We start from the raw sequence: 12353 nt of genomic DNA, 5'->3' as shown, positions 1-12353 counted from the left end.
TGCGCCCCCGCTCGTCCCCGATTCAGGGGAGCAATTTACGTGAGGCAACGGCTCAGCATCCGGTAACAATTAAGGCGAGGCAATGCGCATGTGGGCGTTGATCGTCGTGTGCCGCCCGTTGCCACTGCCCGCATGTGCGCGGCGGCGATACGCTCGCCCCCCAGGAAGATTTCAACCGTTCGCGCGCAGGTCCGCGCTTCTACCTCCCGACGGGCGAAGCGGTAGGGCACCGAGTAGTAGTGCCGTTCAAGCTCGACGTGATAGTCGAGCCCGACCCGGCATCGGCGCCATTCGGCATGGACCCACGGCTCGCCAGGAAGCGGTTTAAATTTCCCCGAACAGCTGGCGCTGTGTGCGGCCATACTGACGCAGCACCCGTCCGTCATTGAGCTTGGCCAGCCACTCGGTGATCGCACCGTTGAGTTCAGCCAAGCTGTAAAAAGTTCGGTCGCGCAGCCGCCCCATCTGCGCCCCCGCTCGTCCCTAATCCAGGGAGCAATTTACGTGAGGCAACGGCTCAGCATCCGATAACAATTAAGACGAGGCAATGCGGAGTCTCACCCTGATCGCCGCCGCGCACGAGCATCCGTATCTCTACCTCGACGGCATCGTGATGAAGCGCAGCTGGGCTGGTGAGGTTCGCAACGTGTCGCTGCTGGTGGGCCTCGGCGGTCAATGCCGAGGGGTTCCGGGAGATCCTCGGCATCTGTGAAGGCGCCCAGGAGCCTTGGCTGCAGGCTCGCGCCAAGCAGCATCCCATCGCCACGAGTCTTCCCATGCTCGACGGCTATGTCGCCGCGATCGTGGCCGGGCCGGTGTCGATGAGTCCGCCCGACTGGATCTGTCCGCTACTCGCCACGACGCCGACGCATTCAACCACGGCGGCACGCCGGAGTTCGCTGCGATTTCGGCCGTCGCGCTGCGCCACAACGACATCAGTAACGTCCTTTCCACCGCACCACATCGGTTCGCGCCGATCCATGGCCGCAAGCCGAATGGCGACGTTGATGCGCGGCCGTGGTGCCGGGCTTCTATGCCGCCATGCGGCTGAGAGTATCGGCCCGGGCCCCGCTGCTCGACATCCGCAACATAGACCACGGCTTGCTCCTGCCGATCCTGCTGCATTGCGTCGACAATCAAGGGCGTCCATCGTTTGGACCGCCAAGGCCAGGCCGCGAGACCGAGGAATTCCTGCGCAACCCCCATACCGACATTCCGGACGTCGTCGAGGCCATGCGCCAGTACTGGATGCCGAACCGCTACGCCCGCGCGCGCTGATCACTGCAGACGTGGGAACTCATGCCGGTTACCATCTGCCGGCCGGGGCAGCCGATATACGCTCGATCGCGCAACGCGCAGCAGTTGGCATTACCGGCGGATCGATAATCTCTCATGATCGCGCTGAAGCAATCCTCGGCGATCCGGTGCGCTCATCGTCCGGACCTCCTGGCTAAGAAATCTCGCTCGACTCGTCACGGTTGATTGTTCTCATGGCGCCTTCAACGCGATCTTTGCCTTCAGCGCCGCATCGATTTTCCGTCGCCTCTTCTTCATGATCAGCTCCGTTCTTCGAACCGGAACGGTAACCGCGCCACCTGAGAGTCTGACTCATAAATGAGCCAAGCGAATGTGCGTTCAACCACCCACCGCCTTAGCAGAAGCTGGAAGCCTTTGACGCCTTGGGGCCGCTCGACGAGCTCGACAGTCCATGGACTGTAATCTGAGAGCGCGTTGAGGAGTTGATTTCCGCGGTAGATCCGGTCGGCAAAGACGTGGCGCAGGTAGGGGAAGTTGATCCGCACATTCTTCAGCAGCGGTACGGCGCCATGGCAGTCCTGAACGTTGGCCGGATGAACATGAACCTCGAGGAGGAGGCCATTGATATCCGTCACAATATGCAGCTTGCGGCCGTAGATGCGCTTGCCTGCATCGTAGCCGCGCGGTTCGCCAGCTTGCGTGGTCGGCGCACTTTGAGTGTCGATCACGGCTGCAGTCGGCTTCGGTGCGCGTCCAAGCTTTTTTGCGCCCGTCGGACAAGGACGCTGACAATCCTCTGCCACCGGCCTGTATCCCGCGTTGCATAAAAATAGCCCTGCACCGTCGAGTAGGGCGGGAAGTCCTGCGGCAACGCCCGCCACTGGCAGCCGGTCGAAACGATATAGAGGATCGCTTCCACCACACGACGCAGCTTCGTCTTACGCGGCGGGCCGCGCCGGTTCGCTCGCGGCAACAGGCGTCTGATCAGCGCCCACTCCGCGTCGGCCATATCGCTTGCATAACCAGCTCGTCCCGCCGATATTGCTCCCGAGTGATCTTGGTCCAGGGCATCGTGCTCTCCCTCGAATCTTTGCAAATCCGATGGAATCACACCCCACTGAGATCACTCACCCATTTTCAGTCAGGCTCTTAGGAAGCGCGTTTGGGCGCGTGCTCCAGAATGTCTTGCGTCAGCACCACGGACGGTATGGCCGTTGGCATCAGCATCTGACGATGCTTCGCCGTCCACCGCCAACCTGCCCAGAGCAGTACGGCGATCAAGGGAGTGGCGGCGACGGTGAAGGTACCGTTCGGATAATCAAGCGCCATCAGCACCAGGACGACAACGAGGAAAGCGAGTGTCGCCCACGACGTGACCGGCGCGCCGGGCATCTTGAAGCTGACGTCTGCGACCTCTCCGCGGCTGACGGCGCGGCGGAACATCATCTGGCAGACGACGATAAAGCCCCAGGTGCTGAGGATGCCGAGCGAAGCAACGTTGAGGACAATCTCAAACACCTGAGACGGCACGAGAAAGTTGAGCACGACTCCGAACACGTAGATCGCGAGGCTCAGGAGGATGCCGGCATAGGGAACGGCTTGGCGGTTCATCTTGGCGAGAAATGCCGGCGCGGAGCCCCCCTGGGCGAGCGATCTCAGCACCCGGCCGGTCGAGTAGAGGCCGGAATTCAGGCTTGAGAGCGCCGCGGTCAGAACGACGATGTTGATCACCGTGCCGACGCCAGGAATGCCGAGAGCGCCGAAAAAGGTGACGAACGGACTCTGGCCCGCCTCGTAGGCAGTCCAGGGCAAGAGGCAGACGAGCAGGACCACTGAACCGACGTAGAACAGTGCGATGCGCCAGAGCACGCTGTTGATTGCGGGCGGCAGGACCTTCTTGGGATCTGAACATTCGCCAGCTGCCGTGCCGACCAGTTCAACCCCGGCAAAGGCGAAAACGACGCCCTGCACGAGAACTAGGGGCGGTAAGAGTCCGTTCGGGAAGAAGCCGCCTTTCTCGGTAATGAGGTGTATGCCGGGCGCGCTGCCCGCGATCGAGATGCCACCAGCGAAAAAGATCGTGCCGACTACAAGGAACAAGGAGATTGTCGCCACCTTGATCAGCGCAAACCAGAATTCCATCTCGGCGAACCACTTCACGCCGACCAAGTTCATGGAACCAACGATAAGCAGGGCTCCGAGCGCAGACACCCATTGTGGCAGATGCGCGAAGAGATCCCAGTAGTGCATGTAGAGGGCGACCGCGGTGATATCGGCGATGCCAGTCATTGCCCAGTTGAGAAAGTACATCCAGCCGGCGACGAAGGACGCCTTCTCGCCGAGGAACTCGCGGGCATACGATACGAAACTTCCGCTGCTTGGCCGATGAAGCAGCAGTTCGCCGAGCGCTCGAAGGATCAGGAATGAGAAGGCGCCGCAAACCAGATAAACGATTGCCAGTGACGGACCGGCGATCTGCAGGCGTGCGCCAGCACCCAGAAACAGGCCGGTGCCGATCGCGCCGCCGATGGCGATCATCTGAACCTGACGATTGCCGAGCGCCTTGTGGTAGCCCTCCTCGTGGGACTCGAGCCAGCTTCTTTTATCGAGAGAAGCGTTGCCTGTCGTCTGTTGGACATCTAGTGCAGTCACTGAACTCTCCTTTGGTTATCGGCAATGTGTCGAGCCAAGGTTTGCGGAGCGGAGTCTCGAGCGCGTCGCTCAGATCGAGCTGCGGACTGAGCTTAATACGGGCGGCTAGGTTCGCTTTTATGTGGTCGATGTGTATGCATCCTGCCCGAGGCGCAGGTTTGCACGTGGCATAGCCCAGGTTATCCTGCTATGGACAGCCGTCTCCCAACGCGGAGGGAACTCACTAGCGAAATGAGTTGCTGCTCTTTGCAGAAGGATCGCCAACCGGGGCATCTTCACCTGATTGGGACTATTCTCTTTTGTATGGGCGACAACGGCCACTGAGAATTCACGGATGTCGCGAGCGCGACAGGCCCGATCAATGCTTTCTAGCGCGGCACAAAGCTTTGGCCATCAACGTGCACGCCTCGATGTGCTTGCCACCGCGTTCCATACAGCTCTGTGCCTCCCACCTCGTCGATGCGCGGCCTTGCCGATCTACCGCTCGGTTGAGAGGCGGACACCCCATGTGGCCGGAACGTATCATTTGCAAACTGCTACGTGCTCGACGGCCTTGCCTAGGCTGGTCGCCAAAACGCGATGAGCCTGTCTCCCCATTTCTGCAGGTCACTCGGAGACCCCGAGAAAGGATCCGGCGGCCCGACACCGGCGTGTCGTATAGCCGCGCGGATTTGATCTGAACTGTCGAAGGGATCGGCAGACTTGTCGCGGGGGAGAGCGAGATGGCCGGGGGTGATGCCCGTAGAGGACGCCTCTCGATCCCGCGCTCCGGGCGCATGCGATCGAGGACAGAACGGAGTGCTCCGCGAGCTTCCCCGCGGCCTGGACCGGATTTAGTGGTCGACCCGCTCGTCCCACCGCTGTCGGCGCTTGACACTGCAATGTACGACTTCCCAGATCGGCCAATACTCGTCATGATCCATCTCAGATTAAACGCTAATGCGCCGGCGCTACTGTTGCGGGGCCGGCGCTCTGGACGAATTCGTTGCTGCTCGCAGTGACGCCGCAGCTTCCTCTTTGAGACCAAGGACCGGACCGCAGTCTGTCGTGACGTATAATCGGGCACGGCTCGACGGCTGCGATATGATCGCAGATCTCAGATACGAGGCGCGACTGAGCGCCACTCGTGACAATTCGAGCGCGCGCGAGAATGCTTGGCCTTCGCTAGTGCGCCTCGCGCAGCTCTGGGGACGAGCTCGACGACTAGGTGCACCCCAAGTTGATCGGCAGGCAATCGAGTTCATGGCCTGCGAAAACATTTGCAACCTTGCTGATCTGAAGCACATGCTCGCCACGAAACCGACCATCGCTGGCCGTTGTGTAGGTCCGAAACTGGCACTCAGGCTACATCGTCTTTCAGGTGACATGCTTGCACAAGGCTTTCTCAGCTGAGCATGCTGATCAGTCCCGCCCTGCGACGAGGCTCTGGGAACTTTCGATCGCTCGTGAGAGATAGGCACCTGGGCCCGACTCCAGCATTCGTTGCTCGCTTGGACATGTCTTGACAGCTTGACCTGCCTAAAGCGGCTACCTGACCACAAGCTGACGAAACGCCAGCAAAACCGATCATCTCGCACGACAGATTGGCGGCCGATCACCACCAGCGCCGTCACCGGCGTATTCGCATGCGCCGCGACCCATAGCAAGGCCATGCCGGCATCCCGCCAGCGTTTGACGTTGCGCGTGACGCGGCGAATGGTGCCCATCATGTTCTCGGCGATGTTGGTACAGGCGAGCGATTGACGAAGCTCCTTCGGCAGCTTCGACCGGACGACAGTCAGGATTTCGTCGAGGCCTTCGAGGATGCTGGCCGCTACGCCGGGCCATTGCTGGTCGAGTCGACGCGCGAGATTGCGGATCAATCTTTCAGCCTTCGGCGTCATCGAGCTCCTAGGCCTGGCGCAGCACCCGATGGGTGGCCGCATGATGCTCTTTTGGCAGGCCTTCCATGATGTTGCGCGCCTTGTGGATCTGGCAGCGCTGGATCGCAGCGGCCGAACCGAAGGTGCGGCGGAGCGCCTTCGACAACGCTTTCGCGCCGTCGGCGATGAACAGTCTTGGTACCGTGGGGTCGAGCCCGCGCGAGACCAGGTTGTCCAGCAGGGCTTGAACCGTTGCGGCATTCTCGGTCGCCCCTTCCACCAGCGCCAGCGGATGCTTGTTGCCTCCGCCGTCAACCCCGATCGCGGCGACCAGCACGAGATCGTCGCCGAGATGTAGCCCGTCGATTTGGACCACCAGAAGGTCGAGCGCGGACAGATCGGCAGCCATGAAGTCGGCCAGCCGCGCCCGCGCTACGAACCTCGGCGAGGTCGCCGACTTCGAAACCCCAGATCCGGGCGGTGCCGGCACCTCACCCTCCGGGAGCCGGACAGCGCGGGTCGAACCGGCGCGTCGACACATTGATCAGCATCAGGTTCATCGCCCAGCGACCGAGCCAGTCCTCCTGCGCCGCCGTTTCGCAGCTCGGGATCGTGATCGCGCGGCCGTCCATGCCCCGGACACGCGGGCGTTCGACCTCGATCTTGCCGCCGTGGAAGCCGATTCGTCCCCGCGTTCGGCCCCAACGGTGCGCCCGCCGCGCCGCGTCGCGACCTTGGTGCGGCGCGCAGGCCGCCGTGACATCCGCCTCCATCATCGTGCGGCGCGCCTCGATCCCTGCCGCAAGGCAGAACCGATCGAAGCTCGCCCGCACTTCCGCAAACGCGTCGTCCACAGCCCCGCTCGCCCAGCCGGTGTGATATCTCTCGTCATGGCGTTGCTCTCCTTTGTGGAGTCAGCACCCCGAGCCTACCGGCTCAAGGTGGGCAACGCCGACCCCTTCAGTAATTCAACAGAACCCGGGACATCCCCTGATGCTGCAAGCGGCGGTTTGTGATGGTGTCTCGCTTGATGCGGTTTCGTTCTGCGAGGATCGCCTCAGGCCTGCCGTGTTCGCCGTCAGCGCCTGTGAGACAAACAGGCAAGAGGGCAGGGTAACCTCACCCGTGTAGCAGCTTCATCAGCAGGATGCCGCCGGCGAGCACCATTGTGATGGCGTTGGCGGCGACCAGAGGTGCATCGCCCGAGAACAGGCCGTAGACGAGCCAGAGCGCCAGGCCCAGCACCATGACCACGAACATGCCGAGCGAGATATCGCCGGTGGAGCGGGTCTTCCAAACCTTAATGGCCGCCGGCGCGTAGGCCACGGTCGTGCAAGTGCCGGCGGCGAAGCCGATCAGCTTGTTCACGAGGGGGTCCATACCGGCTCTACAGCATGGATTCCAACCTCGGTCATGCCTCGCGTTTTCTTGCGAGCCGGCCAGTTCGCTCGAAAACACTACGCTTAAACGGCCGCCATAAGGCTGCGATATAGAGCGTCATAGTCGCCGGCGCCGCTTGTGCCGGAAGATGTCCGTCGCAAGGCCGCTTCGCTGCAGTCGCCGCCAGCTCAGTTCTTCACGACGCAAACGGAGGAGCAGTCTCCATGGCGCGACGAATTATGCTCGTTTCTGCGAGCGATAAGCTCCCGGTCAGCTTCTTCCGCTGCTTTGAGGCTGAGTGTGGAGAAGTTAGCAGGGCCTGGCAGGGACAGCGCTTCCCCTGTGTATGCGTGGGGAATAAGCGCCGAGTCACGCTCTGCTAACTTCAATTGGCAGTGCGAGCTGGGCAGGGGCAGCTTCCGGCCCAGCGCAACCGAACGGCGCGGAGTCGCGCCCGCACTGCCTGCGATCCGAGATCGATCGCCAAATCACTGGCTACGACCAGTCCTGATGGTTGCGCTAGGGCGTTTGCCGAATGATACACGCTACGGTCAGTTTCTTCCGCTGCTTGAGGCTGATCGTGGTGAAGTTAGCGGTGCGTGGTAGGGACAGCGCCTCCTCGGTTCACGTCAGGGCGCCGAGTCACGTGGCCGCTAACTTCATCGGCAGGCGAGCCTCGGCAAGTACACTGAAGCTCCTCCGAATAAGTGGACACCTGTAGTAGGCTCATTGAGCCCGGAGGTGTCGAATGGAACGTCAACGTCGGTCATTTACCGAAGAGTACAAGCACCAAGCCGTCGAGTTGGCTTTGTCGAGCGGGCGCTCGATCGGGTCGGTTGCCAAGGAACTCGGTCTGCGCGACTCGGTGCTGCGGCGCTGGGTTGACAAGCTCCGGCAGGAGCCGCATCGGCGGCGTGGCGCCCCACCACGCAGGCGACGCCGATGTCGGCGGACCAGGCTTCGGAGATCGCCCGCCTGCGTCAGGAGAACGAACGGCTGCGCATGGAGCGCGACATTTTAAAAAAGTCGATCGCGATCTTCGCCGGAACCCGGACATGAGCTTCCGCTTCATCGAAGACCACCGCGACGCCTATCCGGTGCGGCTGATGTGTGCCGTGCTCGAGGTCTCGCCGGCCGGCTATTACGCCTGGCGCGATCGCCCGGTGAGCGAGCGGACCAAATCCAATGCCAGCCTCCTGGCCGCGATCCGGCAAGTCCATCAAGACAGCAGCGGGCGTTACGGCAGTCCTCGCGTCCATGCCGTCCTGCGCAAGCAGGGCCGCGGCGCCAGCCGTGGCCGGATCGAGCGGCTGATGCACCGGCACGGTATCCGCGCCATCATGGCGCCGCCACGCCGGGTGCGCACCACCGACAGCCGTCACGACCTCCCGATCGCACCGAACCTGATCGCGCGCGACTTCACCGCTCCCGCCCCGAACCGGGTCTGGCTCGCCGACATCACCTACATCCCGACCGCGGAGGGCTGGCTGTATCTGGCGGCCGTCATGGATCTGTTCAGCCGAAAGATCGTCGGCTGGGCCATGCAAGACCATATCCAGGTCGAGCTCGCATCCGCGGCGCTGACGATGGCCATCCAGCAGCAACGGCCGCTGGCCGGATTGATCCACCACTCCGATCGCGGTGTGCAGTATGCCTCACATGCCTATCGCAAGGTCCTCACCGGCGCCGGCATCGTGGCATCAATGAGCCGCAAGGCCGATTGCTACGACAATGCCCCGATGGAGAGCTTCTTCCATACCTTGAAAACCGAGCTGATCCATCATCGCGACTACAACACCCGCGCCGAGGCCCAGCGCGACATCTTCGCCTTCATCGAGGGCTTCTACAACCGAACCCGGCTCCATTCCGCAATCGGATATATCGCCCCGATCGAGATGGAGCTAAAAGCCGCTTAAACCCGTCCACTTTTTCGGGGGAAGATCACACCGTCTGTCGCGAAGGCGGCGAGCCGCGCTCGCGTCAGGAACGCACCCCGCAACGCAAAAAGGGCTCGACGACGCGGTAAGTAAAGCGGACGCCTTGGAGGAGAATCTGTCCCCATCTCTCGTCTGAGCGGCTCCATTTCGGATAAGGTCAGGGGGCCGCTTCCCGAGCGCGTCCATTTTTGAGCAGATAACCTCAACCTGCGATCGCCGAACGGTGGTGGGTCCGCCGCACTGAACGGCAGTTTCGCATTGGCCCGCGAGACGGTCGGTCCGACCTCGAACAATGCACCGTTGCCCGGAAACGCGCAGGCCCGCACCAGCCCATGCAGGACGCCGCCGATCCGCTGAACGCGAAGTCCGTTGAATCCATATCCCGAATGCTCACCTTGCGTAGCGACGGCTGATCGCCGCAGTCCCAAATTATCTGACGAGGGACAGCCGTGATCACGGTGAGCCGAGACCTTGAAGCTTCGGATGACGTTCCTTCTGCGCCTTCGAGCTCCAACCCTTGGGCGTCTTCAGTTCGATGCTAAGCAGAAACCCGCCGGTGATATAAACGCGAATGTGGGTTCGCCCGCCGTAAGGCCCGTTAGCTTTTCATCCATGCGCTCGCGCCGCGAACGCTTGGCTCGGTTCATATCACCGGCACAGGTGATCGGAAGGCCGCAAGGAACGACAACCGGTCGGGGGTGCACAAAAAGAAAGCCGCCTGCGTCTTCACAAGCGGCTAAGTCAAGGGAGGAACGTCCAAGGAGGGCCGCGACAGCAGTAGCGCTGCCGCAGTCCATATATAACCATTCGCGATTGACGGCTCAACTGAACGTGTGGTTGACGAACGGATACGAAGGTTTATTGGGCTCGCCCTCGAAAGCGCGATGTGGCCTTCTGCCCGCCAGGCGGAGCTCTTACGACCAGTCAAAGTTGTCGCTCGTGCCCTGACGCGCGCACAGAATAGAAGTGGTTGGCCGCGCGGAACTCGGCGCCAGCGTCGAAGGGTTTGCTAGTCGCTGTCTTGGACGACCGATCCTCGCACCGGATGACGACATGGTCCTAGTCGGCATGGCGGCGGACAAACTGCTCGAAATCGCCGAGGCGCCAGTTGTTGTCGCGCGTGGGTGGAGCGATCAGCAGAAGCGCGCCTATGTCATCTCCGACGATCGGCTGACCGACGCCAGCCATTGGGATGACGAGATGCTGGGGCTCGAATCGAACGATCTCTTGCAAAGCGGGTTCGAGCTATCGCTGACCGGGATAAGTCTGGACGAGGGTCGCGCCTATCCGCGGGCGCCAGCGAGCTAGAGCGATGTCGGAATTGCCCGCTGGCGACGATCCCCATAGCCGACATGACGTTCATACGGTACGGCGACCAGGGGGAGACGGTTGACTGGGCAATCAACTTCGCAATCCTGCCGCTCCCTCCGAGTTACCAGGCGAACACCCGCGACGGTTGTTGGTCAAGCAGATCCTGCCGTCGTCGAGGAAGCGAGCGAAGCCCTCCCAGCGCCTGAGCATGTAATTCATAGGCTTCAGGACCTCGGAGGAGCGCGAGAGGGTTTCTCGCTCGCGGAGTAGCCAGTCGTGCATGTCGTCGAGCAGCGGCTTGCTTCTTTCCTGGCGCACAATACCCCGCTCGTCGGCGCTGCGGCCGTTGATAGCGCGCTCGATCTCGAACAGGGCGTCAAGGCGCCTGACCGCCTCCAGCGCGATCGGGGAGACCGGTTTGCCTTACTGTCCGTCCCGAGCGGTTTTCTCGATGTCGGCCAGCTCGAAGAAGCCCCCGCCGCGCATGGGCGAAGCAAAATGCCGGCGTGATCGGCATCGCTTTCCTTTGCGGATCGAACAACGGCTCGAAGCCGCTATAACAATCGGCTTGCAGGATGCCGGCGAAGGCGGCCAGATGCTTCTGGCGATGCTCGCCCCGTCGATCGCTCGAGGCGTAATAGACCGCAGCTGGCGGCGCCGGCCCACCGTAGGGCCGGTCATCCCGCACATAATGAGATGGACGGTCCCCGCCCTGATAAGCTGCGAAGAGCCACCAGAAGGAGAGCGAGCTATGGCTATGATGACAATCGGGCTTGATATCTCGAAGAGCTGGTTTCAAATCCACTGGATTACGGCGGATGGAGAAATTATCCGCAAAAAACTCGCCCGCGGGAAGGTTCTCGATTTCTTTTCACGGCTTCCAAGTTGCCTCGTTGGTCTTGAGGCTTGCGGCAGCGCTCATCATTGGGCTCGCGAACTGATAAAGCTTGGACACAGAGCCCGTCTTATGCCGGCCCGTTACGTAAGAGCCTATGTGAAAACAAATAAGCACGATGCTGCTGATGCAGAAGCGTGCTGGGAAGCCGTCCAACGGCCTGGCATGCGTTTTGTCCCCGTAAAAAGCGCCGAACAACAGGGAATTTTAATGCTACATCGCACGCGTGATTTGCTTACTCGACAGCGCACGGGCGCGATAAATGCACTGCGCGGTCATTTGGGCGAGCTGGGGATTGTGACCGGAAAGGGAAAAGCAAACGCGAGAGAGCTCATGGCACTTGTCGACGTTGACGATCGCATTCCACAAAGCGCACGCCGCGCCCTCTCAATCCTTGTCGATCAGATCAACGACCTTGAGCTAAATATTGAAAGCTACGAGAAGATGATCCTCGCAACCGCGAGAGACAACGAGGTTTGTCGCCGTCTCATGAAGGTGGCGGGCATTGGCCCATTTGCCGCCACCGCCTTGGCGGCGTCTGTCGATCATCCACAACATTTCGCTTCCGCAAGGCATTTCGCCGCCTGGCTTGGATTAGTACCGAAGCAGCATTCAACCGGGGGTAAGGAGCGCTTGGGTGGCATCAGTAAGCGCGGCGACGGATATATTCGCAAATTGTTGATACATGGCGCCAGAGCAGCCGTTCATCGCGTCCGTATCCATCAGGTCACAAATACCTGGATAACAGAGTTGCTAGGCAGACGTCCCTTCAACGTCGTGACGGTGGCGCTTGCTCACAAAACTGCCCGGATCGCTTGGGCGATCATGGCCAATGGTGAAGAGTACCGCGCGCGAGCATAAGTCGAGCACGGTTCCGTTTGCGAGGGCAAAAACAGAGTGATGGCAACCGGTCGGACCGGGGTCGGCTAAGCCCGTTGGACCTATCGAGCTTCAGAGCTCGTCAACGTAATTGGGCGCCGATCCGCGGATCTCATCAAGGCTCGTGGCATCGCCATAAAGCCGGATAGATAGCTGCAAACGACCGCTAGCCCGAACAAA

Annotated in this window: 6 protein-coding genes and 5 pseudogenes; 5 read left to right on the top strand and 6 right to left on the bottom strand. The window is 61.3% G+C overall.

Going from position 1 to position 12353, the window contains the following annotated elements; all coding sequences use genetic code 11:
• Positions 1–87: 87 nt before the first annotated feature.
• Positions 88–465 (bottom strand): annotated as a pseudogene (locus tag N2604_RS07410) (Mu transposase domain-containing protein); the annotation flags it as partial.
• 82 nt (positions 466–547) lie between these two features.
• On the opposite strand from N2604_RS07410, the gene N2604_RS07405 reads away from it, so the two are divergent.
• Positions 548–712 carry a hypothetical protein gene (locus tag N2604_RS07405; RefSeq protein WP_162130876.1) on the top strand — a complete coding sequence of 55 codons (165 nt, stop codon included), beginning with the start codon at positions 548–550 and terminating at the stop codon, positions 710–712.
• 305 nt (positions 713–1017) lie between these two features.
• On the top strand, positions 1018–1278 hold the full coding sequence (locus tag N2604_RS07400) for a hypothetical protein (RefSeq protein ID WP_036032270.1): 261 nt from the start codon (positions 1018–1020) through the stop codon (positions 1276–1278).
• 338 nt (positions 1279–1616) lie between these two features.
• On the opposite strand, the pseudogene N2604_RS07395 reads toward N2604_RS07400, so the two are convergent.
• From N2604_RS07395 to N2604_RS07380, 4 genes and pseudogenes are all read right to left on the bottom strand, one after another.
• A pseudogene (locus tag N2604_RS07395) lies at positions 1617–2328 on the bottom strand (IS5 family transposase); the annotation flags it as partial.
• 78 nt (positions 2329–2406) lie between these two features.
• A complete protein-coding gene (gene ansP / locus N2604_RS07390; RefSeq protein WP_124163941.1) occupies positions 2407–3909 on the bottom strand; it encodes an L-asparagine permease in 1503 nt (500 codons plus the stop codon).
• 1628 nt (positions 3910–5537) lie between these two features.
• Positions 5538–6663 (bottom strand): annotated as a pseudogene (locus N2604_RS07385) (IS256 family transposase); the annotation flags it as partial.
• A 227-nt stretch (positions 6664–6890) separates the two neighbouring features.
• Positions 6891–7151 (bottom strand): SemiSWEET transporter, encoded by a 261-nt coding sequence (locus tag N2604_RS07380; RefSeq protein ID WP_124163940.1) that lies wholly within the window; start codon positions 7149–7151, stop codon positions 6891–6893.
• A gap of 748 nt (positions 7152–7899) precedes the next feature.
• Between N2604_RS07380 and N2604_RS07375 the strand changes: the two are divergent.
• Together N2604_RS07375 and N2604_RS07370 are read left to right on the top strand one after the other, a co-directional pair.
• A pseudogene (locus N2604_RS07375) lies at positions 7900–9067 on the top strand (IS3 family transposase).
• 987 nt (positions 9068–10054) lie between these two features.
• A complete protein-coding gene (locus N2604_RS07370) occupies positions 10055–10396 on the top strand; it encodes a hypothetical protein (RefSeq protein ID WP_158670896.1) in 342 nt (113 codons plus the stop codon).
• 147 nt (positions 10397–10543) lie between these two features.
• On the opposite strand, the pseudogene N2604_RS07365 reads toward N2604_RS07370, so the two are convergent.
• Positions 10544–11090, bottom strand: a pseudogene (locus tag N2604_RS07365) (transposase); the annotation flags it as partial.
• A 60-nt stretch (positions 11091–11150) separates the two neighbouring features.
• Here N2604_RS07365 and N2604_RS07360 point away from each other — a divergent pair.
• Positions 11151–12155 carry an IS110 family transposase gene (locus N2604_RS07360; protein ID WP_158670897.1) on the top strand — a complete coding sequence of 335 codons (1005 nt, stop codon included), beginning with the start codon at positions 11151–11153 and terminating at the stop codon, positions 12153–12155.
• Positions 12156–12353: the final 198 nt, after the last annotated feature.

Source organism: Bradyrhizobium sp. CB1015 (genome assembly GCF_025200925.1).
In the GTDB taxonomy this organism is placed as follows: Bacteria; Pseudomonadota; Alphaproteobacteria; order Rhizobiales; family Xanthobacteraceae; genus Bradyrhizobium.
The sequence above is the reverse complement of the archived record's forward strand: the minus strand, read 5'-3'. Positions and strand labels throughout refer to the sequence as shown.

What these genes read in the sequence shown, in the direction of transcription:
- N2604_RS07405 (WP_162130876.1), top strand. Translation starts at nt 548, where the DNA reads ATGCGGAGTCTCACCCTGATCGCCGCCGCGCACGAGCATCCGTATCTC.
- N2604_RS07380 (WP_124163940.1), bottom strand. Translation starts at nt 7,151, where the DNA reads ATGGACCCCCTCGTGAACAAGCTGATCGGCTTCGCCGCCGGCACTTGC.
- N2604_RS07360 (WP_158670897.1), top strand. Translation starts at nt 11,151, where the DNA reads ATGGCTATGATGACAATCGGGCTTGATATCTCGAAGAGCTGGTTTCAA.